Below are 25,821 nucleotides of genomic sequence, written 5' to 3' on the forward strand. Positions count from 1 at the left end.
GCTTGAAAGTGTCATAAACTCACACAGTTTCACATTTGCAGCCCCGGAGTTTTCGGGTTGACAGTTTTGCCACGTAACTCCGGGCTGTGGTGCTGCCGCAGTTGGGGCCTGACTAGTCGCTACCTTGAGAACTGGACGCACTCTTTGGCTATCAACCCTGAACCGCGGCAAAAAGTAGGGTTCAGCAGCCAACGACGAAACCCTCCCTCGCCCGGATAACTCCAGGTGAGAGAGGGTTTCTACTTGGTCGGGGTAGCGGGATTTGAACCCACGGCCTCTTCGTCCCGAACGAAGCGCGCTACCAAGCTGCGCCATACCCCGAGGCCGCAGACACGAACTGGGAACATACGTCTCAGTGCTGTGCTTGCGAGGACTTACTTTAGCCCGACGCTGAGTCAGAATGCAAAACGCCTGCTTAACGGGCTGTGGGAACAAGCCGCGGTCTCCGCCGCGCCCTTACAAACTACGAACTGCACCCCGACGGACTACGAACTACGAATCCCGCTCCACAACCTCAATCAAGGTCGCGGATGGGCGGCAGAACAAGCGCACCGGAGCGTAAGGGGAAGTGCCAAGGCCATTGGAGACATGCAGCCATGTCTTCTCGGTCCAGCGCGACAACCCCGAGGCCCGCGAGCGGTCGATATCGCAGTTGGTCACAATGGCCTTCCCGCCGGGCAGGCACACCTGGCCACCGTGTGTGTGACCAGAAAGCACCAGGTCGTAGCCGTCTTCCGCAAAAGCATCCAACACGTGGGGCTCTGGCGAGTGCGACAGGCCGATAGCGATGTCGGCATCCGCATTCGGAGCACCGGCGATCTGCGAATAATCCTCCAACTCGTGATGAGGGTCATCTACACCGGACAGCGCCACCTTCACGCCACCCGCCACAAACTCCAGCCGGGCATGGGTGGCATCCTGCCAGCCGTGCTCGATAAACGCAGCGCGCATGCCGCGCCACGGCAGTTCGACGCGTGAGGGCTTGCGCTTCTTGCCTGTCAGGTACTTCAGCGGATTGACAGGCCGTGGCGCGAAGTAGTCATTCGTACCGAACACGAAGGCACCCGGACGGTTCAGTAGGGGGCCGAGCGCTGCGAGGACACTGGGGACGGCCTTGTCGCTGCCCAGGTTGTCGCCGGTATTAATCACCAGGTCAGGGTTCAGAGCATCGAGGCTGGCAACCCACTTCTGCTTCAACTTCTGGTCGGGGAGCATGTGGAAGTCGGAGACATGCAGAATCCGGAAAGGCTCACCCTCGCGCTTTCCCACCCGGGCGAGCGTGCCGGGTGCCAGCACGGGAACTTGCACACGGTGGAGTTTAAATGCACGCAATTCGATTTGGTTCGCGTAGAGGAACGTCGTCAAGCCAAGCGTGGCGAGAGCTGCGGCAGACCGCAGAATTTGGTTGGAAAAAGCGCGCGATGTCATGACAGAGACACTATCAACTACAGCGGTAATCTAGGGCGTATGAGTGAACTGAAGAACACAATTGTCTCCGATATGACCGCCGCGATGAAGGCCCGCGACAAGGAAACCGTTGCGTCGCTGCGCATGCTGAAGGCCGCCATCCAGACCGAGGAGGTTTCCGGCTCCAAGCACGAGCTCACCGATGACGAGGTGCTGCGTGTGATTGAGCGGGAGGTCAAGAAGCGTCGCGAGTCCGCTGAGATGTACGCCCAGAACGGCCGTCAGGAACTTGCCGACGCCGAACTCGCCGAAGCAGAGGTTTTCGCCCGCTACCAGCCGGAACAGCTTGACGACGACGCCGTGAAGAACCTCGTCGCGGAATCTGTGGCCGAGGTTGCTGGCGATGACGCGCCGAGCATGAAGATCATGGGCCAGGTTATGAAGGTGGCTAAGGAAAAGGCCGCTGGCCAGGTCGATGGCAAGCGGCTTTCCGAGGCCGTTAAGGCTGCCCTGCAGGGCTAGCGCGACCTTTCGCCGTTTCCTTTTTCGGCGATAAGCGTTGGAGCTGCCTTCTAGGGTGAACTAGAACGGCAGCAGCGGAATCAGATCCCGCAAGCTCGGCGCTGGCGGAGTGTTCGGGCGAGGGAACTGCGGTAGCGGATCCGGCCGGGTCGTCGTCGAGTCCGGTCGTGGCGACGGCGCTGGTGGCGGGGTCGGACGGCGGGTGCCATCGGCCACGCGGATTGTGACGGTGCCACCCTTGAGTAGTAGCGGCGGCTGATCCAACCCGACCACGATTCCGCGCGACTCGCCGGTGAGGGAGACTGTGCGTTCCTCTACCTTGTAGCCGGCCTTCTTAAGGGTCTCCCGGGCCTCGGCCTTCTGCATGCCCACCACATTCGGCATTTGGGTGATCGAGGTGCCCAGGCCGTAGTCCGAATCCAGTGGTGGGAGGTTCTTTCCGCCATAATCCTCGATAACCGGGCCGACTGCGCCGAACCATGTCCGCGCGGGCTCGCGACCACCAAAGAGGTTGCCGCTTGGGCACTGGCGCAGCGGTGACGTACACAGCTCCGTGACAGTCGGGGTGTCATTGTAGGCGTACACCGATCCGGCCAGGCCGCCGGTGAAGCCCAGGAATGCCGCAGACTGGTTCGACTCGGTGGTACCGGTCTTAGCCGCGACTGGGCCTTCCCAATTCAGCTCTTTCGCGGCATCCTTCGCGGTGCCATCGGTGGCGTCATTGCTGAGCGCATTAGCAATCGCGTGCGCGACACCCGGCTCCACTGCCTGCTCGCACGGTGGCACATTCAGCTTGACCGCATTGCCCTTGGAATCCGTGATTGACTCAATCGGAGAGGGCTCGCACCAGCGGCCATTGCTGGCCAGGGTGGCAGCGACATTGGACAGCTCAAGGTTATTCACCGACGTCGGACCCAGCACGAACGAGCCGAGCTTATGCTCCGAGACATAGTCCGCCACCGAGGACTCACCATCAAAACTGCCCGGCTCCGTGTATGAGCGCATGCCCAGGCGTACCGCCATGTCCATCACGCCATCGACGCCGACCAGCTCCGAAATCTGAATAAAAGGAGTATTCGGCGACCGTGCGAGCGTCTCACGCAGCGACATCGACGGCGGGAAACTACCCACGTTCTCCACGCAGTACAGGCCCGGCGGGCAGCCCTCTGCGCCACCGGTGCCCAGCCCGGAGGCCTCATAACGACGCGGCACCGGGAAGTTGGTATCAATACCCAGCCCCTTTTCCACCGCCGACGTCGCCGCGAAAATCTTAAAAATCGAGCCCGCGCCATTGCCCACCGGCGTAAATGGCTGAGGCTGCACGGTCTGCATTTGTTCCGCATCGAGGCCGTATACGCGTGACGACGCCATCGCGAGCAACTTCCTGGAGTCATCCCCAGGCTCAAGCAAACTCATAACCTCGGCTGCGCCATCCGCAGTCGGTGACGCCTGCTGACGCAGAGACTCCTGCACGCTGTCCTGCACACGCGGGTCCAGTGTGGTCTTCACATGGAAGCCACCGCGCTTGAGCTTCTCGGTCTCAATACCGTGGTTCTCCAAGTAGGAGACCACATAATCACAGAAGAAACCCCGATCGCCCGCCGCGATACAGCCCTGCGGCAGGCGCTGAGGCTCCGGAAGGATGCCGAGATCAGCTGCCTTGGCGTCCTGAGCCTCCTGCGGGCCAATTGCCCCCGTGGATTCCATGGCCGCAAGCACGTCGTTACGCCGTGCATGCGCACCTTCCGGATTTGTATACGGATCGAGCCCGGAGGACTGCTGAACCATGCCCGCGAGCAGAGCGGCCTGCGGGACATTCAGATCGGACGCGGGAATGCCAAAGTATGTCTGAGCTGCAGCTTCCACGCCGAACGCGCCATTGCCGAAGGGGACCAAGTTCAGGTACTTAGTCAGAATCTCGTCTTTCGTCAGCTCATCTTCCAGATCCAACGCGATGCGAATCTCGCGGATCTTGCGACCATAATCCGTGGCAGTAGCAGCGCGGCGCTCCGACTCCGACTCTGCGTCCACCAGCAGCGTGTGGTTCTTAATCAACTGCTGCTCAATTGTGGAGGCGCCTTCCTGCACCGACTGGGACATGAAGTTCTTTACCGCCGCACGAGCAGTACCCTTCCAGTCCACACCAGAGTGCTCATAAAAGCGCCTATCTTCCACGCTGACCAGCGCATCCTTCATAGCTGGCGAGATACGTTCCGACGGCACATTAAACCGCCGCTGATCATAGAGCCACGCAATTGGCTGATCATTACGATCCGTAATAGTGGTGACCCCCGGTGCGTCCTTAGAAATCACCGACCGCGACGCCGACGCGAATTCATCAGCCGTGCGCGCGACGAGGTAGGCCGAGCCGCCCACAAGAGGAAAGAGGGCGCTGGCCACAATCAACGCAGCCAACACAGTGGCAACGGAGAGCTTGAACAGCGTCGAACCTTTATTCACAGCAATCACACTACAAGGTAGGGCGGATTGAGCCGAAGTGAGTTTTCGAAAATCCGCCTAGAGACATGCCCGGCGAGCCCAGAAAAACGCCTGGCGAGCGGGGGAGGAGTGCTACGAGCGCCCTTACAATACCGGGCAACTCATCGTGTGGTGGTTTCTGGAAAAAGATTTTCATAGTGACGTAAATCACCCCCGTGCTTTTGTTGGAAAAAGTTGCCCCACCTGCATCGTTGTATTTAGAGCTGCGCCACGCCCACCCTCCCAGTGTGACCCAATCGACATTATTTGGTTGGTGTGAATAGACTTACAACAAAATTTCAGCACTATTTAGTTGAAACTATTTCGAAATAACGAAAATCGCAGGCACGAGGAGGCTACAATGACCGCCACGATTCCCGATCGCAACCGCACTGCTACTACGCCAGACTACGAGCTCGGTGTAGAGAGCTTCCGCGATCGTCAGGAGTGGGTCCCGCGCGCTAAGTGCCGCGATATTGACCCGGATAAGTTGTTCGTTCGCGGCGCCGCACAGCGCGAAGCCGCAGTTATCTGCCGCCACTGTCCAGTGGTTCTGCAGTGCCGTGCCGACGCTCTGGATAACCGCGTCGAGTTCGGCGTCTGGGGTGGCCTGACCGAGCGTCAGCGCCGCGCAATGCTGCGCGAGCACCCGGAAATTACTTCGTGGGCCGACTTCTACGCTGAGCAGTACGCAGCTCAGCGCAAGGCAAAGCTGGCTAAGTAAAAACCGAACTTAGACCGAAGTAAAACTAAACCCCCAGCGCGCGAGGCTGGGGGACAGATAAAGTAGCTTCCATGACTACTAAATGGGAATACTTCACCGCACCGCTGCTCATTCACAACACCAAGGCCATCCTGGACAACTTTGGTGAGGACGGCTGGGAACTCGTCACTGTTCTCCCCGGCCCGACCGGCGAAAACCACGTCGGTTACTTCAAGCGCCCGAAGGCTGACTAATTACCTCGGTGTCTAGCACCTAACTAACAACGGCGGTTGTGCTTTCGATTGGCAGCTGACTCACGGTTGGCTGCCATCTTTCTTTGGCCGGCTTTATTCGCCCGGCCCCCAGTCGCCGTGGAAAGGCTTAACTTAAATGAGCAACTCTGAATCTCGCACTCCTTCCCAGGCCCTCGAGGGCCTGGGGCTTACCCTGCCTGCAGTTGCCGCGCCAGTTGCGGCCTACGTACCCGCAACGCGCACGGGCAACCTTGTTTTCACCTCCGGTCAGCTCCCATTCGTTAACGGCGAGCTCACCCACGTCGGCCACGTCGGCTCAGAAGTCACTGCTGAGGAGGCCAAGGAGGCAGCCCGCACCTGCGCCCTCAACGCTTTGGCCGCAGTCGATGCTGAGGTTGGCCTGGACAACGTCACCCGCATCGTGAAGGTCGTCGGCTTCGTCAACTCCGCCGCCGGATTCACTGGTCAACCGGGCGTTATCAATGGAGCCTCGGAACTCTTCGGCGACGTCTTTGGCGAACGCGGCCAGCACGCTCGCTCGGCAGTGGGTGTGAATCAGCTTCCGCTGGACGCTCCCGTGGAAGTCGAGATCATCGTTGAAGTAGCCCAGTAGCTGCTGTGTTTGCTGCCGTGACCAGCGGGGATGCTGCGTTCTCCGGGTCGTCGTAAAGCGTGCTTACACCCAAATGAGCCGAATTGGACGACGTGGCGCGCTCCCCGGATTGCGCAACCACGTAGGATAGAGGACATGGAGCATCCTGCGTATAGCCAACTGCGTCAGATTTCTCAGTCTGTGGGCGTCGTTCTGTGCCCGAACCCCAGCTACTCTTCGCTGGAGGGTACGAACTCCTACGTTATTAAGGCTGAGGGGGATAGCCGCAGCATTGTCATCGATCCGGGTCCGGAGGACGAGGGACACCTGAACGTCCTGCAGCGTTATGCCGGCGACGTTGCGTTGATTCTGCTGACGCACCGTCATGGCGACCATGCTGATGGCGCCGCACGTTTCCGCCAGCTCACCGGCGCGCCGATTCGTGAGCTGGAGTCTCAGTACTGCGCGGGAGGTCAGGATCCGCTTGTCGACGGCGAACGTATCGTCCTCGACGGAGTGACTCCGCAGATTGAGGTCGTGGCAACCCCTGGTCATACCGCTGATTCCGTCTGCTTCTTCATTCACACTGGTGATGGCGAGGACGATGTTGAAGGCATCGTTACCGGTGACACGATTGCTGGCCGCCACACCACTATGATCTCGGAGACCGACGGCGACCTGGGTAAGTACATGGAAACCCTGAAAATGCTGGATTCGCGCGGCAAGGGTGTTCGTCTGCTGCCTGGGCATGGTGCTGACCTGCCGGACATCACTGTGATGACGCAGAAGTACATTGAGCGTCGTAAGCTGCGCCTTCAGCAGGTGAAGGATGCCGTTGCCAAGCTGGGCGACGAAGCTACGGTCGACCAGATTGTGGATGAGATTTACACCGATGTCGATCCGGTGCTGCGTCATGCTGCTGAGCAGTCGACTCGTGTGACCCTGCGCTACCTGCGCGATCACGGGGAGTAGTTGCTGGGCTTTGGCTTGGGTTTTGGCTTCGGCTTGGGCTTTGGCCAGTTGCTGGGCTGGTCTGGGCTGGGCTTAATTGAGGCTTGGCTGAAGCCGAGCTTGAGTGAAGCTGAGCTTGACTCACCGCATGAAAAGAGCGTGTGACCTGCAGTTTTGCGGGTTGCGCGCTTTTTGTTTGGGGTAGTGCTGGTTGGGGTGGGCTAGTGCCGGTTGGGTGGGTTGGCCTCGTCGGGGCCAGCTCAATCACTTATCGATGAGGTATCCACTTGTCGATGAGCTATAGCGCGCGCACAAGTGAACAGCGCATCGATAAGTGATTGATGCAAGGAGAAATCGGTGAATGGTGCATCGATAGGTGCCGGGAAAGCATCGATAAGTGGCAGAAAAGCGTCGATAAGTGCGCCAAACTTGGCCGGCATGGCAGGCCGGCATACCAGGTCAGCATGCCAGGCCAGCGGGGGAAGACAACAAAAATCCCGCGAGCCTCATGCGTTTCATGTGCTCCTACGGGAACCGAGGATCCAAAAGCAGAGGCTGCGGGATGTGAGTCGTTTGGGCAGCGCCGCAAGCGCCACAAGCTAACGTGCGCCACAAGCTAACGTGCGCAACAAGCTAACGTGCGCGTCGAGCCAAACGCTCCGTATCGGAGATGAGCACGGACTTGCCCTCAAGGCGAATCCAGCCGCGGTGGGCGAACTCTGCCAGAGCCTTGTTCACGGTTTCCCGGGAGGCGCCGACGAGCTGTGCGATTTCCTCCTGAGTCAGGTCGTGGTTCACGCGGAGAGCAGAACCTTCCTGAACACCGAAGCGATTGGCCAGCTGAAGCAGGGACTTAGCAACGCGACCTGGGACGTCGGTGAAAATGAGGTCAGCCAGTGAATTGTTGGTGCGGCGCAGACGGCGGGCCAGCATGCGCAGCAGCTGAGCTGGAACATCAGGGTGTGAACCAACCCATTCCTGCAGCTGATCGGCACTCATGGACGCGGCGGAAACTTCGGTGACGCAGACCGCCGAAGAGGTGCGCGGGCCCGGGTCGAAGATGGAGAGCTCGCCGAACATGTCGGACGGGCCCATGATGGTCAACAGGTTTTCACGACCGTCGGCTGAGCGACGAGCCAGCTTCACCTTGCCATCAATAATGATGTAGAGCCGATCGCCCGGCTCACCCTCATTGAAGATGGTGGTTCCACGCGGGAAGCGAACCGTCTCGAGCTCGCCGAGCAAGGCCTGCACAGCCTCCTGGTTGACTCCCTGAAATACACCGGCCCGGGAGAGAATCTCCTTGACGTCATCCACGGTAAAATTCTCCTGTCTTTGGCCACTAACCACCGTAAATACAGGCCAGCAGCCGCCAAATTAGCACTCGACTACAGATTGCAGTGGCCAAACAGGAAGAGAAACTACCCCGTCCCACTAGTCCCACTACTTTCGGTCTTTCCCGGTAACGCCGCTGCCAGCTTTCAAGGCAGGTTCATCCCTGGGCGAATTTCACGACAAATCGCCTCTACAGATGCATCCCAAAACTACGCCGTCACCAAGATGTGATAAGCACCACTGTAGCAAAAGAGCCACTGCGCCTGTGGGGAATTCTGGTGAAAAGCCGCTGAACTGTGTATTTATAACTAATAATTCGCTAACGGTGTTCCAAGATGTGGTGGGGCATGACTTCTTTGGTTTTTGACCGAATATGCCCGAGCTGCTACCGGTTCCATCCGCATCCCGGACGAATCGAAGGATTCGGCCCGCGAAAGGTGCGCACGCGAATTGCAATCCGGGGTAGCCGATACACTACGACCATGGATACGACCGGCAAGGCATCGTCGATAAGCAAGCACCAGATAAGCAAGCACCAGGCGACGAGCAAACCCCAACCCACGCACCCGCAGGGATCCCTGACGTCGAAGAAGCGTCGGGCGGTGGGGGCGCATCCGGCGGCGCGGGGGAAGGAGACGCGCCTGGGCATGGTGCGGCGTGCGCGGCGGATTAACCGCACGCTGGCGGTGGCGTACCCGAATGCGCACTGTGAACTGGACTTTCGTAATCCGTATGAGCTTGCGGTGGCGACGATTCTGTCGGCGCAGTGTACGGACGTGCGGGTGAATATGACCACGCCGGCGCTGTTCGCTAGGTACCCCAGCCCAGCCGATTTGGCGGTTGCGAACCAGGAAGAGGTCGAGGAGCTCGTTCGGCCGACGGGTTTCTACAGGAATAAGGCTGCGAACATCATCGGTTTTGCGCAGGGGGTGATGGAGCAGCACGGCGGCGAGGTGCCGGGCACGTTGGAGGAGCTTGTGAAGCTGCCGGGCGTGGGGCGAAAGACGGCAAACGTGGTGCTGGGGAATGCTTTTGGGGTGCCGGGTTTGACGGTCGATACGCATTTTGGGCGTCTGGTGCGGCGCATGGGTCTCACAGAGCAGGAAGATCCGGTGCGCGTTGAGCACGAGATGATGGAGGTGCTACCGCGCGCGGAGTGGACGTGGTTTTCGCACCGGCTGATTTTCCACGGTCGCCGGGTGTGCCATTCGCGCCGGGCGGCGTGCGGGGCGTGCTTCTTGGCGGCGGATTGCCCGTCGTATGGCGTCGAGGGTCCGGCGGAGCCGGAGACTGCGGAGAAGTTGATTAAGTCAGACGACAGGGAATGGCTTCTCTACCTGGCCGGTCTTAATGACGGCTACAGTGGGGAGGAACTTTCCGCGCTTGACGACGGGGATAGCGCGCGCATCACCACAGCGACACAGGACTAGTCGAGGAGCACTTTTCGTGAATGAGCAGGGCGGTCATAGTCACAATGGTGGCCACTATGAGGATCGGCAGGCGGACGTTAACCGTTCGGCATCGCTGATTACGCTGCTCATCGCGGGAATTAGCATTGTGGGTCTGGTGATTTTCGCGATTGTGAATACCACTGGTGGCAATGACGAGGCCGACGGTGGTGGGACCGGATCTGGTGTGAGTGTCGGTGCGGATGGCGCTGGCAGTGATGGTGAAGTGGATGGTGCACCGGCAGCGCCAGCGATGTCAAAGGATGAGATCGCGGCGGTAGCGGGTAGTGGCTCACTGACCGGTGTGCGCTTGCCGCTGTTGGCGGAGTCGGGAGACTCGGCAAGCCAGGACAACGAGGCTGGGCAAGTGGAACTGGTGGACATGGGGCAGGTCGTCGAGGGCAAGCCGACGGTGCTTAATGTCTGGGCGTGGAACTGTGCGCCGTGTCGCCAAGAGCTACCGCTTATTGAGCAATGGGCCAAGGACAATCCGGACGTGCAGGTGGCGACGGTGCATGCGGCTCGCGAGGCGGGGCGTGGCCAGGCCTTCCTGCAGGAAATCGGAGTGAAGCTACCGACCTACTCGGACACGGTCGACGTGGTCGGACCAGCGTTGAATCTACCGCGAGTTGTGCCCATCACCGTGGTGTTTAAGGCAGATGGCACGGTGGCGACCATTCATCCTGGTGAATTCACCGATGCGCAGCAGATTACGGATCTCGTGCGAGGTGCATTGAAGTGACTCAGGGACAGTCGTGGAATCGTGACGCAAGCTCGGGGCTGTATCTGCCGAAGTGGTTGACCAATAGTTTGCCGCCGCACCTGGTCAGCGCTGATCACGACGCGGCAGGTCACGCCAGCAGCGCCAGCCACGCCACAACAGGCCACTCGGAGCAGCAGGTGGCCGGTCGCTCCGCTTCGTCGTCAAGCGTGAAGCGTGCGTTTGCGAAGTTGCGGCGAGACTCCTCGACGCAGGAGAAACCGTTGCGGAATCCGGCGCGGTCGGCGGTGTTGGTGCTGATCAGCGGTGATGCGGAGGCGCACCAACGGCCGGAGGATGCCAGCGTGGTACTTACGCACAGGGCGACAACCCTGCGTAAGCATGCAGGCCAGATGGCTTTTCCGGGCGGTCGTGTCGATCCCGAGGACGTGGATGAAATTGATACTGCGCTGCGTGAAGCCGAGGAAGAAACCGGCCTGAACCGAGAGACGGTGACGCCGGTGCGGGTGCTGGACTCGATTGACATTTCGCGGACTGGCTTCGCGGTGAATCCGGTGTTGGCGTATTGGCATGCACCGCATCCGCTGCGTGTGGTCGACCCTGCAGAGACGGAATCGGTGCTCAATGTGCCAATTAGCCATCTGACAAATCCGGACAACCGCATGATGCTGGGCTATCACGGCTGGACAGGGCCGGCATTTAAGGTCGGTGACTTCATCGTTTGGGGCTTTACCGGCGGCGTGCTGTCCTACTTGCTGGATGTGGCCGGCTGGTCGGAACCGTGGGACGACACCAACGTCCAGAAACTTTTGCCAGTGCTCGCGCGTTCCGCTAATGGTGAAAAACTGTCCGTACTGAAGAGAGGCCGACGATGATGCCCGCAATCGCTGTGTTTGACGTTGCGCTGCTTGCGATTTTCATTTTCGCGCTTATCGTCGGCTGGCAGCAGGGCGCCGTCTCGTCGATTATGGCCATTTTGGGCGTTGTCCTGGGCTTGGTTATTGGTGTGCCCTTGGCGCCGCTAGCTATGGCGCAGGTCGAGAACCAGTCGGGAAAGGTTCTTCTGGGCCTCGGCACGGTGATTCTGTTGGCGTTGATTGGTCATGCGGTGGGAACAGTGGCAGGGCAGTCGCTGCGGAATACCATTCGCTCGCCGTTGGCCGTCGGCCTGGATTCGAGCCTCGGTGCCATCGTGCAGTCCGTGACTGCGCTGGTAGTGACATGGATGATCGCCGTACCCCTGGCCACCGCCGTGCCCGGGCAGTTCGCCGACTGGGTACGTGAGTCCAAGGGCATGAACCTCATTGACCAGGTCGCGCCCGACGAATGGAGCGACGGCTTCAGTGGCATCCTCCGTCAGCTTCGCGATGATGGAATGCCCGCCATCGCTCCGCCATTCGGCTACAAGCAGAACGTCCCCGATGAACCCGCCGACCCCAATGTGATTTCACAAGGTGTCGTCGACAGTATTCGACCGTCCATCGTCCGCGTCTTGGGCGAGGCCCCGCAGTGCGAACGTTTGCTGCAGGGTACTGGCTTTGTCATTGCGCCGGATCTGATTCTGACCAATGCGCATGTGGTCGCCGGCGCCACCACTGTTCGGCTGGAAACCGTGGTCGGCATGGCTGACGCGAACGTCGTGCACTACGATCCGCTTGACGACGTCGCCCTGCTCAGAACCACCGACCTGCCCCTGGAGCCCATGCAGTGGGCGGATCAGGAAGCTCGTCCGGGCGATGACGCGGTAGTGCTGGGCTTTCCCGAGTCCGGCCCCTTTAAGGCCACACCTGCGCGCGTGACGGAGAACATCATTATTCGAGGCCCGGATATTTATTCGTCGACTCGACACGAGCGCCAGTCCTATGTTCTGAAGGCGGATGTGCGCCACGGCAACTCGGGCGGCCCACTGATTACGCCGCAGGGCCAGATCCTGGGCTTGGTCTTCGGTGCCGGTGTGAACAATGACCAGACTGGTTACGCGCTGACGCACGCCGAGGTCCAGCCACACATCGATGAGGCGATGAATAACTACGGGGCCATCGGCACGCAGCAGTGCGTGGCGGGGTAAGCGGAAAGTTGTGTGTCTGTGGACAGGTCAGCCCCAGCCGCAACCGCAGGAGAGTTCCGGCTAGCTTCAGCCGAGCCGAAGCCTAAGACCCCTCCGGCAACCAGTCCAAGTGATCCCTGATTGCCTGCACCACAGCCTGAGGTTTCTCTGCCGGCAGGAAGTGCCCACAATCCGGCACAACGCGCACGTGACTCGAGCTGAGCTCCACTAGCGCACGTGGGGTACGAGTGTCCTGCTCGCCGACGAGCAGCACCGTGTGCTCATCGCTTTTCGACGGGCCCTCCATCGCACTCAACCACTTGCGGAAAGCGGCCGGAGCCGGCCGCGTCCACCAATTCATGTGAGCCAGTGCAGGACGGAGTGCACCACTGGCCAGGCTATCGGTCATGAGTTCCGCGGTCTGTTTCCCCGCGGGGGTCTCGGCGAACCCCTCCCCGGCGGTGGACATGGACTCGCGCACGATGCGCTCAATGAGCCGCTGCTGGCGAGCCTCAGCCGCCTGCGTGCTGAACTTATTGCGACGCAACTGCGGTACCCGTGGCCGCGAGTCCCACCACGAACGGCGCAGCAGAGGAGCCAGGCTACTGCGGAAGTCCTCCGACCGCGGGCTCTTCAACTGGTTCAGCCACACTTTCGGATGTGCAGCACCACAACCAATAATTCCGGAGACAAGATTGGGCTGCCGCGAAGCCAACGTCCACGCCACCCAGGTGCCGAACCCCTGACAGACCAGCAGCGCGGTCGAATGCCCCAACGAGCGAATCGATGAGGCGATGTCCTGGGCCGCCTCAAACGGATCGTAGCCTTGCGGTGTTCGGTCGGACTGACCGTAGCCACGCATAGAAATAGCCACAGCGTGCACGGGGAGGGGATCGCCCGAGTCGTCGTTAAGCAGCGGCAAAACCTCGCGCCATTCAAACCAACCGCCAGTCGAGCCGTGAATAAACAACACGAGCGGATCGGAGGGGCGGCCGCACTCGGCGATGTGTAGGCGCTGGCCGCGGACGTGAATGAGACGATGACGCCAGGGGCCAGTGAGAGAATCGCGGAGGGAGGTCATGAGGGGAAAATACCTTATCCGAAGGGCTTAAACCGGGACTGAATAAGACAAAAGGGCGAGACCAACAAAGTCCCGCCCAATTTCTTTCAAGCCTTTAGGTGTACATACCGTTCGACTGCGAAGACTTCTTCGCCGACCCCGACGGCACGACCCCCTTCAGCTCCTGCATCGACTCGATGGTCTTCTCCGGCTTGCGGATCGACTTGACCTTCTTCAGGCCCAGCAGTGCTGCCACACCGGCGATGACCAGCATCAGAACGAAAACGATGAGGAATGCAGCCCAGGTTGGCAGCCAAACATCCAGCAGCCAGCCGAGGAAGAAGAAAAAGAAGAACGAGGAGTACAGCGCGACGACGCCGGCAACCGCGAAGAAGCCACCGCCAACTGCGCCCTTCTTAGCCTCGCCAGCAATTTCGGCCTTGGCCAGCTCAATCTCAGAGCGAACCAGAGCGGAAATCTGCGAAGAAGCATTAGACACGAGCTGGCCGACGCTAGCATCACCCGATGCGTTGCTATCCACATCACTCAGCGGGATAGCGGTAACACGCGGTTCGGTGCCGTCGGTAAAGAGACCCTTCGTATCGTCGTTGCTCACGTGTACTTCCTCCTACGCAGATGGTTGGAAAAGATGGTTTGAAACTTTAAAACTGCAGTTACAAACTGCCATACTACCTCTGATTGTGGGTAGGGCGCGCCATAAGGGCGAAAAAGCCAAGAACTCGTTGAAGTTTTTCTCATCTTTGACCATTTCTATATAAGTTTGTCACTTACTTAGCGGTGAAGAATTAGGGTGTGGGATATGAACAATCAGCCTGAGAACGTGCGTGGAGCCGATGGAGTTGGCGCCGGTGTCGGAAAGGGTGGCCTAGCTGGCATGAGCCTGGGTGTGTCCTCCGTGTCGGCGAAGAAGCGCGCAGAGCGTGAGGCAGCGCAGGCGAAGGCATCTGAATCGGGTGCCGGTGGCGCTGACAGTGCTCCCGCCGCTGCTATTCCGCAGCTTGACCCCAAGGACCCCCTCGCGCCCCTGTGGCAGCTCGACGGCGTTGCACACGCGGCTGATGTCGCGGCCAAGGCCATCCAGGCCGTCCATAGGCACAAGGCTAACCTGCGCAAGCACAACGTCACCGGCTCCGAGTCGGTCCTGCGTGGCGCTCGGGCATCGGCGTGGCTAGAAGGCGGCGAGCCATCGCTTCCCGACGACGGCAACATCACCGACCCCGTACTCGCAGCAGCCCTGCGGGTTGCCGACACCATTTCCCCGGAGTCAATTGGTGAGACCACCCGCGTGTGGCAGCGCGCTCCGCAGCAGGTGCTGGCCAAGTTTGCGTTGAACGCATCGCCCGCAGGTGAAACTGAAGACGGTTCCGAGGCGCGGATGAAGGCCGGCCGTCCGGTCGGTGACGACAAGCTCTCGTCTGCGATGAAGGAGCAGCGTCTGCACGTGCTCGGTGACTTCATCACTGGCCGCAGCCAGATTCATGCTGGTGTGCTCTCGGCGATTGTGCACGGTGAGCTGCTGACTCTGCGCCCCTTCGAGTATCACAACGGCATCATCGCCCGCGCCGCCTCGCGACTGACAACTGTCGCAACCGGCCTGGATCCGCGTGGCTTGGCCGTGCCCGAGGTCTACTGGACTCGCCACCGCCAGGAGTATGTCGAGGCCGCAGAGGGGTTTGCGTCGGGAAGCGCCGATGGCCTGCGTGCGTGGATTCTCCTGCACCTGGAGGGGCTGAAGGCCGGTGCCGTGGAAGCGCGCGGTATCGCCGAAGCGGTGTAGGCGGGCCGGCTGCCGGATGGTGGGTTAGTCGGCCTTTGACTCGTCGTCGTTGTTGCGCAGTGCCAACAGCGTCGCACCCGCGCCAAGCGCCAGTGTGACGCCGGCAAGAATTGCAGCATTGCGTTTCGACGGCGCGCGAAACAGCGGGACGGGATTCCGGAATTGGCGCACAGGCCACTCACGTTCCGTCGCAATCTTGCGCAGGGCGCGATCGGGATTGACCACAACGGGATGGCCGACTGCAGACAGCATGGGCTCATCAGTGATGGAATCCGAGTACGCAAAGCATTCGGCCAGGTCGAACTGGCGCTTTTCCGCTATCCGACGCATCTGCACGGCCTTGTTTTCGCCTCGGCAGAAGAACTCCGTTTCACCCGTGAAGAGCCCATCGCGGACCTCCAGCTCGGTGGCCACCACGTTGTAGACACCGAGCGCCTGCGCAATGGGCTCAACAATCTGCCGAGCCGATGCCGAGATAATGAACACCTGATGCCCCTGTGCGCGGTGTTCACGAATGAGCTCCAATGCCTCGGCGTAGATGTACGGCGTGATGTTCTGCTCTAGGGTTTCGATGGCGACCTGGCGCAGCTCCCTGGCGCTGTGACCAGCGATAAGGGCGGAAAACTGCTGGCGGGTGGCCTCCATTTGCGCCTCATCGTGCCCCTGCGACATATATAGGGCATGGCTGAGCGCCATTTGCAGCATGTCTGTCGGCGAAATGATGCCGCGCTCGAGGAATTGCTTGTTGAACGCATATGCCGAGCTCTTGGCAATAATGGTTTTATCCAGGTCAAAGAACGCAGCGACGCGAGAGTCAGCGGTGGCGTGGAGGCCTGCAGCGATTTGGGCATCTTTAGAGCTGCTCGTGTCCGTAGAAGCGCGCGGCTGCGGCGTTGTTGAAGCCTTGTTCTCGCCGGTGTTCATAGACTCCGAGCTTACCCATGGATGTCGGGCACGGGGAGAGCATTATGAGTGTTTAACTGCTGGGTGGGGGATTGGGGCGATTGGGCCGGTGGCGGTCGTGGGGGGGGGCTTGGCGGCGATTGGGGCGCGGCATTTCCTGGGCGCGATTAATCGAGGAAACGTGACATCGAACATAATGGGCATTAAATCCTTTGTAAGGTATTTGCAGATTCCTCGGGATATGTAATACTTGGACGTGGCTGGCCCCTTCTTGTTCTTTTTAGAAACAGACTGCGAGGCCGCCCCGGCTCAATCCCCCCCCCGAGCCGGTTAAAGACGCCTCGCGCCAATCCCCCCCCCGGCGCGGGGCGTCGCCCCTTTTTGGCCCAATGTTGAGGGGTATGTAGTAAAAATTGCGGGCTGCAAATGTGAAACTGTATGAGTTTATGACACTTTCAAGTCATTTTTCGTGCCATTTTTGTCATAAACACAGTCACTAACTCGCATCGACCCAACGCCACCTGACATAAACGTAGTCACTAACTTGCATTGGTCAGGCCGCGCAGTAGCCAGGTCGCGCAGTAGCATAAGGCAAAGGCGACGTGGCGTTCTGCAGTTATCCACAGTCTGAAAATTATCCACAGACAGCGAGGTTTTGGCCCCTTGCGGGCGTCATTGAATCCGCCCTGTAGTGCACGCTATGGCCATGGCAATCAAGAAACTGTCCATGGCTCATCGAACTGAGGCTCCAACAAATCCAGTAGTCAACGCCGTCGATGATGAGGCGCTGCGTGAAGAGGTTGCGCTCATAGTCGCTGCTACCGGTCGTGACTGTGTGCAGGAGACCGTGCCACCTGTGGCTGCAGCGCCAGTGGCCGCACAAACATTTGCTTCGCCGCCAGCATCAGCCACAGCGTTAGCCCCATCGTCAGTATCGACAGGAGCGGGAGTGTCATCGGCCCTGTGGCGTCGGGCACCAGCGGTGTTCGTCGATGCACCGGCAGCCCGAAGATTGACCGGACGGCCTCATAGTGAGGGAGCGATCTTCCTGGTCCGCAGTGATACTGAGGCGGAAGATGTGCAGGTAGCGAAGGTTTTAGCGCCTGTTTACAGCGCCAGTTTGCCCGCGGATAACGTCGATATTGTCGAACTGCTCGGTCGTGGCGACGTACGCCCGGATGCTCCGAATCCCACCGATCACCAAAACGGCTCGAGCCTCCTGAACCACCATCAGAACCCAGCGTCACCTGCAAGCACCGACGTGATTACAGCGCCAGGTACAGAACCCGTACCGAACGTGCCGGCAATTACAACCGATTCCTCGGCAACGTGCCTGATGTTGGTTCCTGCGGTCGGCGGTGCCGGTGCTTCCATCGCGGCGGCAGCGAGTGCATTGGTTCTTTCCCGCGAAAGGCCCATCTGCTTGGTGGATGCGGACGCGCTGGCGGGAGGCATTGATCTGGTGCTCGGGATGGAAACGGAACCGGGATTGAGGTGGCAAGATTTCTCGGCTGCTGATGGCCGTCTCGACGGGGCGGCACTCTACGAAGCACTGCCATCCTGCCCGCGATCGCCCGCGCTGAAAGTGTTGACGTGGACTCGCAGTCGCACGCCCGAGACGGCTTACAACTACGCTACGGCGAACAACAAATTCGACAGCGCCGACAGGTCCGGCAGAACCGACAGGCCCGACGATGTCCGGCACATTGCCAGCACCATTAGTTGCCTTATTCATGCCGGAATTACGGTCATCGTGGACTGCCCGAAGCAGGTGGAGTACGTCACCACTCTCGGCGCGCTTGCCGATGACACCGTCATAGTCCTGCCCACCTCCGTTCGAGCTATCGCAGCCGCTGGCCCTTTGGCGAGCATCTGTGCACAGGCGGGGTTCACCCCAAATCTTGCAGTTCGGTACCAGCAGCACCGCGATATCAGTGTCGAAGAGGTGGAATACGCTCTCGACCTGCCCATTGTTGGTGAGATTGAGTACTGCAAGAAAGTAGCTCACGAGATAGATGTGGGCGGGCTCGCTGGGGCCGTCGGCAAGCTGACGCGGGGATTGGAAGCGATGTTTGCCCTTGTCGGCGGTGGTGGCGATGGATGACGTCAGGCTGTTGGCAGCGGTGCGGGCGGCGCTTGCGGAGCGGCCTGGGGTGGCATCGCATAGCGAGGTCGCCGACATCATTCGCGCAGAGACCTCGGGGGTTGTCTCCGATGTGAAGGTGCTGGAGATTCTACGCACGATTCGCGAGGAAACAGTGGGCGCGGGTGTGTTGGATGCGCTGTTGCGACGCCCTGGTGTCAGCGATGTGCTGGTCACCGCGCCGGGCGAGGTCTGGGTCGACGCTGGCAACGGACTGGAGCGGGCCGAGATTTCCTTCGCGGACGAGGGCGAGGTGCGCGCGTATGCGGTGCGGCTCGCGTCGCGGTGTGGACGAAGGCTTGACGACGCGCAACCCTGGGCCGACGGCCATATTCCTGGTGGTGTCGGCGGCTGTGGTGTGCGAGTTCATGCGGTGCTTTCCCCACCGTCGGCGACCGGCACTCAGATTAGCCTGCGGGTGCTGCGTCCGGCTCGTCGCGGACTTGCGGAGCTATGCGATGTCGGGCTATTTCCACCGGAAATTCTGCCGGTGTTGCGGGGAATCGTGGCGAGACAGCTGTCGTTTATTGTCGCCGGTGGCACGGGTGCGGGAAAGACCACGCTATTGGCGGCGATGCTCTCAGAAGTTAATCCTGACCAGCGCATTGTGTGTATCGAGGACACTCCGGAGCTGCAGCCTCAGCATCCGCATGTGGTGAAGCTGGTGACCAGGGCCGCCAACCTGGAGGGCGCCGGCGCGATTGGACAGCAGGAGTTGCTGAAGCAGGCGTTGCGCATGCGTCCCGATCGCATTGTCGTCGGTGAGATTCGCGGCGCCGAAGTGGTGGATCTGCTGGCAGCGTTGAATACGGGGCATCGCGGTGGGGCGGGGACAATCCACGCCAACCGGATTGGGGATGTCGTCGCGCGCTTTGAGGCCCTGGGGCTGATCGGTGGCCTTGGTCGCGCCGGGCTGCATGCGCAGTTGGTCTCGGCGGTGCAGGTGGTGTTGGTGGTCGAACGCGCTGATGTTCGCAGGCTGGCACAGATCGGGCTGCTACGCGGTAACCCACCGGAGGTGGTGGAGGTCTGGACTGCTCGGGATGGGCCTGGGCCGGGTTGGGAAGCGTTGCAGAAGTTGCTGGTCGGCGGGGAATAACCGGTGGAATACCCGATGGAATGACTAGAGGAAAAGTCAGGGGATTAGACGGGGAGATTAACAGCTATGGGGGAAGGGTTTAGCGTGGCGATGCTCATTGGGGGCGTGGCTGCAGTAGTCGCTATCTGGCCGGACAGCTCGGCGGCGGTGCGCTCGCGAGCACTGGCAGGCCGTGCCCGCGAGGTGTCCAGCGGGCTGAAGTGGTTGCAGCGCATGGTTGGACTTGGTGCTGGTTCCACGGGGTCGAGTGCAGCAAGCACTGGCAGTGCGAATCGAACTACAGGACTATCAATCCTCATCGTTGCAGGCCCAGCACTCGTGTTGCTGTGGCTCGCCGGGATTCCAGGTGTCATAGCCGGGCTGTTGCTGGGCCGCACCGCAGGGGCAGTAGTGCGCGCTGTGAGGGAGAGGCGCTGTGAACGTCGGGAAGCGGACAGCGCTGCGGTAGCGCTGGAAACCTTGACCGCGCAGCTGCGCGCAGGAGTGGCGGCTTCACGAGCGCTCAACGCGGCAGCAGCGGAATTGCGCAGGTCAGAGGATGAGACTGTGTTGGCTGATCATCTCGCGCACGCGGCGCATCGCGCGAACTTCGCCGACCCGTGGGAGGGCGAAGAATCTTCGGAGCAACTGCGCCGGATTGGGCGTATGTGGACGGTGGCGCAGCAGCACGGTCTGAGTTTGGCTGGGTTGCTGGACTGCGCGCGGGGTGATTTGCAGGCTCGTCAGGCGCATCGCTCACAGACGTCTGCTGCGCTGGCGGGACCGCGCATGACGAACGCCATCTTGGCTTCACTGCCGGTGTTCGGTTTGGTCATGGGGCAAGCGTTCGGGGCTTCCCCATTCGAGTTCCTCAGTCGCGGTATCGGAGGAATTGTGCTGGTCATCGGTGTCGGGCTGGTGTGCGCGGGCATCGAATGGGCGGTCGCCATCATCGATCGTGCGGAGGCCGGACAATGATTGCCGCCGCACTTCTCATCGCCGTCTACCTCTGCTTGCCGACGTTCAATCCCGTCCGCAGCCGACTGCCCGAATTGGTAGCCGAGTCGGATGCTCGTGTGCGAGGAGGCCTACGTCGACAGGTGACCAATCGGGTGGCGCAGATTGCCGCACAGGTGCGGGAACGTGTGCGAACTGTCATTGGCGGTGAGCGCATCAGCCCGGCTGTGCTGCTCGATGCCGCAGCGGCCCTCGACATCATTGGCGCTTGTTTGAGCTCCGGTATGCCGTTGTCGCAGGCCATGGCAGCAGCTGCCGATGGTGCAAACCCTGAGCTGGCCGAGCCACTTCGACAGTGCTCCGCCAGGTTGTCCGTGGGCGCGCACTCCACTTGGGAAAGCCTTGCTGCCACACCCGCGCTCGTGCCCCTGGCGACAGCTGGGCGCCGTGCAGCCGAATCCGGCACCGTTCTGGCGCAGGCGTTGGAGGACACCGCTGCCACGTACCGCAGTCAAGCGCACGATGCGGCGCAAGCCGTCGCCGAAAAGGCTGGTGTCCTCATTGCCGGGCCGCTGGCGTTGTGCTTTCTACCCGCGTTTGTGGTGCTGGGTTTGGTGCCCACCATCGCTGGGCTTGCCGACGAAATGTTTGCAGGACTGATGCCGTCATGAAGCGTGGGCACTTCTGCGCCAAGCCCCGCGCGCTGGCACGCGCCGGATGCGGTACTGGTTGTTTTCTCGGTTGCGTACTCGCTTGCGCGCGCGGGCCGCCTGCCGCGCTGCAATCCAAACATGCATCAACGCGCATCAACGCGCGTCAATGCACATCACACCTCACAACTGACCTGTCACTCGACATCCACACAGGGGAAAACACTCATGACCACTCAAAACTCCAACCATCCGACCAACCTTCCAACCAACTCTTCAACCAATCCGCTGACCGCTGCGCAGTCCCAGCTGCGCTCGTATTTGCACAAGCGTCTGCGCGCACTGGTAACTGAGGAAAACGGCATGTCAACCGTGGAATATGCTCTCGGAACTATTGCGGCCGCCGCTTTCGGAGCCCTGCTCTACACCGTCGTGACCGGCGGCGATATCACCCAGGCGCTCACCGACATCATCGAAAGGGCGCTCAACACCGATGTCTAGCCGCATCCGCTCTACGCTTCATCGCCTGTGCGTCGGCGACGAAGGCCAAACGACGGTAGAAACCGCTTTCGGTCTCGCGGCGCTGGTCACGGTCATGGTCACGGCTCTGTCCGGGCTGGTCACCATCGCAATGTACCTAGGGCTTACCGACGCAGCCGGAGCCATCGCACGGGCTGAGGCGCGGGGCGATGCGGAGACAGTAGCCGAGCTTCGCGCAGACGCGGATGGGCAGGTCGCGATATCGGAAACCTCCGGTACCGTGCGCGTGACCATTCGGCGCTCAGCGGGGCCATTTTCGCTGGAAGCACGCGCGGTCGCACTGCGGGAAAGAGCGGCATCGTCATGAGAAACGTGACAGCCCGCCTTCTCCGCGAAGAAGAAGGTTCCACCACAGTCGCAGCTGCACTGTTCATCGCCGCTTTCGTCGTTCTGACTTTGGTTGGAGTTACAGCCGGGGTGAGGGTGGTGCAGGCTCGGCAGGCAGCGGTAGCAGCGGATCTGGCCGCGGTGGCAGGTGCCGTGGCTGCGCAAGAGAGCGACGACGCCTGCAAAGCTGCGGGGGCAATCGCAAAAGCTAACCACGCACGCCTTGTGGCCTGCGAGATTGATGGGGAGGACGTGCAGGTCAGCGTCCAACGAAAGGAGAGAAAAGCCACGTCCAGAGCAGGGCCGGTAGCGGTGAAGGATGCTGCTACTGGCCGCCGTTAAGCGCGCGCGACACCCCACTGAGCACCTTGATTGCGCCGGCCTTGTCCAACGGATCGTTGCCATTGCCGCACTTGGGCGACTGGATGCACGATGGGCAGCCGGATTCGCACTCGCAGGCGGCGACGGCATCGCGGGTCGCGCGAATCCACTGAGCGAAGGCCTCGTAGCCACGGTCGGCAAACCCCGCACCACCAGGGTGCCCGTCGTACACAAAAACGGTGGGCTGCTGGGTATCGGCGTGCATGACCGTGGAAACACCGCCGATGTCCCAGCGGTCGCAGGTGGCAATCAGTGGCAGCATGCCGATAGCCGCGTGCTCGGCTGCGTGAAGAGCCCCCGGCGCGATGTCGGAGCCCACGCCCCAGGAGCGCAGGGTGGACTCGGGCATTGTGTAGGCCACGGCGCGCGTGACCAAACGTTGCGGAGGGTAGTCAAGTTCAACACTGTCGAGAATCTCGCCGGTATCCAGGCGACGAAGATAGGAGGTGACCTGGTGAAAGACCTCGACCTGGCACGAGGCGACCTGTAAGCCCTGGTAGCGGCGCATATCGTCAACATCGAGGATGCGGATGGTGGTGTCCATGCGCGAGCTGGTGGAATAGCGTGGCTGCTCGGGGTGGACTAGGGCGACGAGGCTGTCGAAGTCCAGCTGGTCGACAAGGTAGGACTCACCGCGGTGCAAGTAGACGGCACCGTCGTGGACCTGCTGCATCGCACGGCCAAGATCGATGGTGCCAAGCAGTCGACCATCGGTCTGGTCGACGATAGCTACTTCCTGGCCATCGCCGCCACGGACGTTCACGGCATCGTGGGCAGTGGCAATGCGCGGTCCCTCATCGCGGTCGGTCGGGTAGTAGACGGGCTCTTGTCCGTCCCAGGTGCGCTTGCGCAACCAGCCTGCTGTCACCATGTCCTCGGCTACGGGTAGGGTTCCCCACGCTTGAAGCTGGCTGGTGGTGACGGGTTTCTCCACAGCCGCGCAGTAGAGGTGCGACCACACCACATGCGGGTTGCGGGGATCGAAGACGGTCTTCTCCACCGGTCGGCCCAGCAGCGCGGACGGGTTGTGGACCAAGTGCGTGTCCATGGGGTCATCGCGAGCCACCAACACCACCAGCGCTCCCTGGCCACGACGGCCCGCGCGGCCGGCCTGCTGCCAGAACGAAGCGACCGTGCCCGGGAAACCGGCCTGTACCACCGCGTCGAGGCCGCCGACGTCAATGCCCAGCTCCAGTGCATTGGTGGTGGCCACACCTAGCAGAGTGCCGTCATCGAGCATGCGCTCGATGTCGCGGCGCTCTTCGGCCAGGTAGCCGGCCCGGTAAGACTCGATGCGCTCAGCGATATCGCTGCGGCGACGCTTCTCCAGGCGCTCGCGCACGCCGAGCGCTACCTTCTCAGCACTGCTTCGCGAACGGGTGAAGGTCAGGGTGCGGGCGCCCTCGACAAGCAGGTCGGCCATGATATCCGCGGCCTCGGTCGGGGCGGGGCGGCGCACGGGGGCGCCGTTCTCGCCTTGGAGGTCGGGGAGCAGGCCGGGTTCCCACAGGGCGATAGTCCGCTCGCCGACCGGGGCGCCGTCTTCGGTGATGGCCTCGACAGGCTCGCCGATGAGGCGACGAGCCTGGTCAGCGGGGTCGTTGGTCGTCGCAGAGGCAAAAATCACGGTCGGCGAGGCACCGTACTCACGGGATAGCCGCAGGAGGCGACGCAGAATCTGAGAGACGTTGGCGCCGAACACGCCTCGATAGGCATGGCATTCGTCGACGACGATATAACGCAGGTTGCGCAGCATCCGCGTCCACCGAACATGGTTGCCGAGGACCGAAACATGCAGCATATCGGGGTTGGTAAACACCCAACGGGCATGGTCGCGGATGGCGCGCCGGGCATCTTGCGGGGTGTCGCCGTCGTAAAGCGAAATCAGCGAACTCAGCGACGCCGGTGCCATCGCGCGTGCAGTGTCCAGCTGATCGGCGCCCAGCGCCTTGGTCGGAGAGAGGTACAGCGCGGTGGCCGCGGGGGTGGCGGACAGTTCTGTGAGCACGGGCAGCAGGTAGCCGAGCGATTTACCCGACGCCGTGCCCGTCGCGACGACGCAGTGCACGCCCTCGCGGGCGAGGTTCGCGGTTATCGCCTGATGAGTCCACAGGTTCTCAATTCCGCGATCTACCAGCACTTCTCTCAGCCAACTTGGCACCCACTCAGGCCAAGGCGCAGTCACGCCAGCGCGCGCAGGAAGGTCCGCAATGTGCGTCACTGTCGCCCGCGGATGCGCACGAATAACCGGCCCCAGCAGCTCCCGCCCAAACGACTCCACCGACACCACCCTTTCCTATAAACGCGCACTTCATATGCTTGACGACGCTTCCTACCAGCCACTTTTCCGCTGCTCAGCACCCCAGTTTCTCCGGATCCCGAGCACGGGGTTTACGGGGGTGGCAAGAAGCTGTTGCTAATCGGCGCTCGCGCCCCAAACGTGGCAGACTTTTTGAGTGTATCGCCCGCCAAAGGGCACCCAGCAAAAGCCCGCTCGAGGCGGAAAGGGTGTTCTGGCCGTGTTTACCCCATCGTGCGTGACCGGACGTGCGTGGCGAATACTTGTTTTATCGAATCCTGAAGTTGGGAAGTTTTGTAATGGCACAGGGTACTGTGAAGTGGTTCAACTCGGAGAAGGGCTTCGGGTTTATCGCCCCAGCTGACGGTGGCAACGACGTGTTCGTTCACTACTCCGAGATCCAGGGCACTGGTTTCAAGACGCTGGAAGAGAACCAGGCAGTCGAGTTCGAGATTGGTGAGGGCCAGAAGGGCCCGCAGGCTCTGGACGTGAAGCCTCTGTAAGGTAGCCATTTCCGGGTTGAACTGGGCTTTTGTTCAGTTTGGCTCGCGGAATTTTTGGCTTTTTCAAGGTCCGTGCTGTGTTCATGCTGTGAACCTTGATTCTCCCACGTGGAAAGTAATTTCTGCGTGGGGTTTTGTGTTTCTGGGGCCCGGAGTGCGCGACAATCGTGGGGTAATAGGCAAAAGTGTGTCCGCTCAGCGTGTCGACCGGCGTGTTGACCGGCGCAACAGCGGGTGGGCGCCTTCGATACTTACCTCAATGCGAGTTACTGACTGCGTTTATGTCAGCGTCGGCGGGTCGATCCGAGTTACTGGCTGCGTTTATGTCAGCGACGGCGGGTCGATCCGAGTTACTGACTGCGTTTATGTCAAAAATGGCCCGAAAAATGGCTGGTAGGTTCAGGCGGTGAATGCATCACCACTTTCGACCAGGAGAAGTAGTGAAGCAAACCCGCCGAACGAAATACAGTGCCATCAAACCGATTGCGCTTCAACACATCGCCAACGGGGCATCAGCAAGCGCAGTTGGACGTGAGTTAGGGATACCCTCACCAACTGTCAGGCGGTGGGCGCGACAAGCCGGAATTGAGATCCAGCACCAATCGCACTACCCGAAGGTCTCGATGATGCATAAGCATCGCGTGATCTACGAGATGCTTATGGCCGGCTCATATAGTGTTGCCGAGATTGCCGCGCAGGCTGGGGTGTGCACAACCACGGTGTA

26 protein-coding genes and 1 tRNA gene are annotated in these 25,821 nt (G+C 60.9%); 19 read left to right on the plus strand and 8 right to left on the minus strand.

Annotation, left to right across the window (positions count from 1 at the left end):
- Nucleotides 1-244: 244 nt before the first annotated feature.
- Both ADM64_RS02870 and ADM64_RS02875 read right to left on the minus strand, forming a co-directional pair.
- Nucleotides 245-321 (minus strand) — tRNA-Pro (locus ADM64_RS02870).
- Nucleotides 322-492: 171 nt separating this feature from the next.
- Nucleotides 493-1,428 (minus strand): metallophosphoesterase, encoded by a 936-nt coding sequence (locus tag ADM64_RS02875; RefSeq protein ID WP_049193072.1) that lies wholly within the window; start codon nucleotides 1,426-1,428, stop codon nucleotides 493-495.
- A 39-nt stretch (nucleotides 1,429-1,467) separates the two neighbouring features.
- Here ADM64_RS02875 and ADM64_RS02880 point away from each other — a divergent pair, with 39 nt between their 5' ends.
- Nucleotides 1,468-1,929, plus strand: coding sequence for a GatB/YqeY domain-containing protein (locus ADM64_RS02880; protein ID WP_049193073.1), 462 nt, complete (start codon nucleotides 1,468-1,470; stop codon nucleotides 1,927-1,929).
- Nucleotides 1,930-1,989: 60 nt separating this feature from the next.
- Here ADM64_RS02880 and ADM64_RS02885 read toward each other — a convergent pair whose 3' ends face one another.
- On the minus strand, nucleotides 1,990-4,398 hold the full coding sequence (locus tag ADM64_RS02885) for a transglycosylase domain-containing protein (RefSeq protein WP_049193074.1): 2,409 nt from the start codon (nucleotides 4,396-4,398) through the stop codon (nucleotides 1,990-1,992).
- Nucleotides 4,399-4,768: 370 nt separating this feature from the next.
- Between ADM64_RS02885 and ADM64_RS02890 the strand changes: the two genes are divergently transcribed.
- The 4 genes from ADM64_RS02890 (at nucleotide 4,769) to ADM64_RS02900 (ending at nucleotide 6,928) form a co-directional block, all read left to right on the plus strand.
- Entirely contained in the window at nucleotides 4,769-5,131 is a 363-nt protein-coding gene (locus tag ADM64_RS02890) for a WhiB family transcriptional regulator (protein WP_005511664.1), read from the plus strand.
- Between the two features lie 71 nt (nucleotides 5,132-5,202).
- On the plus strand, nucleotides 5,203-5,364 hold the full coding sequence (locus ADM64_RS11005) for a hypothetical protein (RefSeq protein ID WP_005511670.1): 162 nt from the start codon (nucleotides 5,203-5,205) through the stop codon (nucleotides 5,362-5,364).
- Between the two features lie 136 nt (nucleotides 5,365-5,500).
- Nucleotides 5,501-5,977 carry a RidA family protein gene (locus tag ADM64_RS02895; RefSeq protein WP_049193075.1) on the plus strand — a complete coding sequence of 159 codons (477 nt, stop codon included), beginning with the start codon at nucleotides 5,501-5,503 and terminating at the stop codon, nucleotides 5,975-5,977.
- A gap of 135 nt (nucleotides 5,978-6,112) precedes the next feature.
- Nucleotides 6,113-6,928 (plus strand): MBL fold metallo-hydrolase, encoded by an 816-nt coding sequence (locus ADM64_RS02900; RefSeq protein ID WP_005511689.1) that lies wholly within the window; start codon nucleotides 6,113-6,115, stop codon nucleotides 6,926-6,928.
- Nucleotides 6,929-7,540: 612 nt separating this feature from the next.
- Here ADM64_RS02900 and glxR read toward each other — a convergent pair.
- Nucleotides 7,541-8,224 (minus strand): CRP-like cAMP-activated global transcriptional regulator GlxR, encoded by a 684-nt coding sequence (glxR, locus tag ADM64_RS02905; protein WP_049193076.1) that lies wholly within the window; start codon nucleotides 8,222-8,224, stop codon nucleotides 7,541-7,543.
- A 620-nt stretch (nucleotides 8,225-8,844) separates the two neighbouring features.
- Between glxR and nth the strand changes: the two genes are divergently transcribed.
- From nth to ADM64_RS02925, 4 genes are read left to right on the plus strand one after another with little or no spacing between them, the layout of a single operon-like run.
- Nucleotides 8,845-9,672, plus strand: a complete 828-nt coding sequence (gene nth / locus ADM64_RS02910; RefSeq protein ID WP_414630314.1) for an endonuclease III — start codon at nucleotides 8,845-8,847, stop codon at nucleotides 9,670-9,672.
- Nucleotides 9,673-9,688: 16 nt separating this feature from the next.
- Nucleotides 9,689-10,432 (plus strand): TlpA family protein disulfide reductase, encoded by a 744-nt coding sequence (locus ADM64_RS02915; protein ID WP_049193077.1) that lies wholly within the window; start codon nucleotides 9,689-9,691, stop codon nucleotides 10,430-10,432.
- Complete coding sequence (locus tag ADM64_RS02920; protein ID WP_049193078.1) at nucleotides 10,429-11,286, plus strand: NUDIX hydrolase; 858 nt, start codon at nucleotides 10,429-10,431, stop codon at nucleotides 11,284-11,286. Before ADM64_RS02915 ends, ADM64_RS02920 begins: the two co-directional genes overlap by 4 nt.
- On the plus strand, nucleotides 11,283-12,479 hold the full coding sequence (locus tag ADM64_RS02925; protein ID WP_049193079.1) for a MarP family serine protease: 1,197 nt from the start codon (nucleotides 11,283-11,285) through the stop codon (nucleotides 12,477-12,479). The genes ADM64_RS02920 and ADM64_RS02925 overlap by 4 nt, the downstream gene beginning before the upstream one ends.
- A gap of 82 nt (nucleotides 12,480-12,561) precedes the next feature.
- Here the strand turns inward: ADM64_RS02925 and ADM64_RS02930 are convergent, their stop codons facing one another.
- Together ADM64_RS02930 and ADM64_RS02935 are read right to left on the minus strand one after the other, a co-directional pair.
- Nucleotides 12,562-13,539: an alpha/beta fold hydrolase gene (locus ADM64_RS02930; protein WP_049193080.1), complete on the minus strand. Its 978-nt coding sequence runs from the start codon at nucleotides 13,537-13,539 to the stop codon at nucleotides 12,562-12,564.
- Nucleotides 13,540-13,633: 94 nt separating this feature from the next.
- The gene (locus ADM64_RS02935) at nucleotides 13,634-14,134 is read right to left on the minus strand and encodes a phage holin family protein (protein WP_016421928.1); all 501 of its coding nucleotides are present in this window, start codon (nucleotides 14,132-14,134) and stop codon (nucleotides 13,634-13,636) included.
- 204 nt (nucleotides 14,135-14,338) lie between these two features.
- On the opposite strand from ADM64_RS02935, the gene ADM64_RS02940 reads away from it, so the two are divergent.
- On the plus strand, nucleotides 14,339-15,316 hold the full coding sequence (locus tag ADM64_RS02940) for a hypothetical protein (RefSeq protein WP_080985602.1): 978 nt from the start codon (nucleotides 14,339-14,341) through the stop codon (nucleotides 15,314-15,316).
- A 24-nt stretch (nucleotides 15,317-15,340) separates the two neighbouring features.
- Here ADM64_RS02940 and ADM64_RS02945 read toward each other — a convergent pair whose 3' ends face one another.
- Nucleotides 15,341-16,240 carry an HAD family hydrolase gene (locus ADM64_RS02945; protein ID WP_049193081.1) on the minus strand — a complete coding sequence of 300 codons (900 nt, stop codon included), beginning with the start codon at nucleotides 16,238-16,240 and terminating at the stop codon, nucleotides 15,341-15,343.
- A 685-nt stretch (nucleotides 16,241-16,925) separates the two neighbouring features.
- Between ADM64_RS02945 and ADM64_RS02950 the strand changes: the two genes are divergently transcribed.
- The 7 genes from ADM64_RS02950 to ADM64_RS02980 all read left to right on the plus strand — a co-directional run bounded on the left by ADM64_RS02950 (nucleotide 16,926) and on the right by ADM64_RS02980 (nucleotide 22,256).
- Nucleotides 16,926-18,323: a hypothetical protein gene (locus tag ADM64_RS02950; protein WP_241486317.1), complete on the plus strand. Its 1,398-nt coding sequence runs from the start codon at nucleotides 16,926-16,928 to the stop codon at nucleotides 18,321-18,323.
- Nucleotides 18,316-19,461, plus strand: coding sequence for a TadA family conjugal transfer-associated ATPase (locus ADM64_RS02955; RefSeq protein WP_080985603.1), 1,146 nt, complete (start codon nucleotides 18,316-18,318; stop codon nucleotides 19,459-19,461). Before ADM64_RS02950 ends, ADM64_RS02955 begins: the two co-directional genes overlap by 8 nt.
- Before the next feature lie 66 nt (nucleotides 19,462-19,527).
- Nucleotides 19,528-20,418 carry a type II secretion system F family protein gene (locus tag ADM64_RS02960; protein WP_049193084.1) on the plus strand — a complete coding sequence of 297 codons (891 nt, stop codon included), beginning with the start codon at nucleotides 19,528-19,530 and terminating at the stop codon, nucleotides 20,416-20,418.
- Nucleotides 20,415-21,068 carry a type II secretion system F family protein gene (locus ADM64_RS02965; RefSeq protein WP_049193085.1) on the plus strand — a complete coding sequence of 218 codons (654 nt, stop codon included), beginning with the start codon at nucleotides 20,415-20,417 and terminating at the stop codon, nucleotides 21,066-21,068. The genes ADM64_RS02960 and ADM64_RS02965 overlap by 4 nt, the downstream gene beginning before the upstream one ends.
- 207 nt (nucleotides 21,069-21,275) lie before the next feature.
- Nucleotides 21,276-21,548, plus strand: a complete 273-nt coding sequence (locus ADM64_RS02970; RefSeq protein ID WP_049193086.1) for a DUF4244 domain-containing protein — start codon at nucleotides 21,276-21,278, stop codon at nucleotides 21,546-21,548.
- Nucleotides 21,541-21,894, plus strand: coding sequence for a TadE family type IV pilus minor pilin (locus tag ADM64_RS10650; RefSeq protein WP_053092999.1), 354 nt, complete (start codon nucleotides 21,541-21,543; stop codon nucleotides 21,892-21,894). The genes ADM64_RS02970 and ADM64_RS10650 overlap by 8 nt, the downstream gene beginning before the upstream one ends.
- Nucleotides 21,891-22,256: an Rv3654c family TadE-like protein gene (locus ADM64_RS02980; RefSeq protein WP_049193087.1), complete on the plus strand. Its 366-nt coding sequence runs from the start codon at nucleotides 21,891-21,893 to the stop codon at nucleotides 22,254-22,256. The genes ADM64_RS10650 and ADM64_RS02980 overlap by 4 nt, the downstream gene beginning before the upstream one ends.
- On the opposite strand, the gene ADM64_RS02985 is transcribed toward ADM64_RS02980, so the two are convergent.
- Nucleotides 22,240-24,576 carry a DEAD/DEAH box helicase gene (locus ADM64_RS02985; protein ID WP_049193090.1) on the minus strand — a complete coding sequence of 779 codons (2,337 nt, stop codon included), beginning with the start codon at nucleotides 24,574-24,576 and terminating at the stop codon, nucleotides 22,240-22,242. The genes ADM64_RS02980 and ADM64_RS02985 overlap by 17 nt on opposite strands.
- A gap of 317 nt (nucleotides 24,577-24,893) precedes the next feature.
- Here ADM64_RS02985 and ADM64_RS02990 point away from each other — a divergent pair, with 317 nt between their 5' ends.
- Both ADM64_RS02990 and ADM64_RS10750 read left to right on the plus strand, forming a co-directional pair.
- Nucleotides 24,894-25,097 carry a cold-shock protein gene (locus tag ADM64_RS02990; RefSeq protein WP_005511370.1) on the plus strand — a complete coding sequence of 68 codons (204 nt, stop codon included), beginning with the start codon at nucleotides 24,894-24,896 and terminating at the stop codon, nucleotides 25,095-25,097.
- A gap of 410 nt (nucleotides 25,098-25,507) precedes the next feature.
- Nucleotides 25,508-25,821: helix-turn-helix domain-containing protein (locus tag ADM64_RS10750; protein WP_241486319.1), on the plus strand; the 314-nt coding region annotated here is incomplete at its 3' end.

Source organism: Corynebacterium sp. 401_CJEI, assembly GCF_001076435.1.
Lineage (GTDB): Bacteria > Actinomycetota > Actinomycetes > Mycobacteriales > Mycobacteriaceae > Corynebacterium > Corynebacterium jeikeium_D.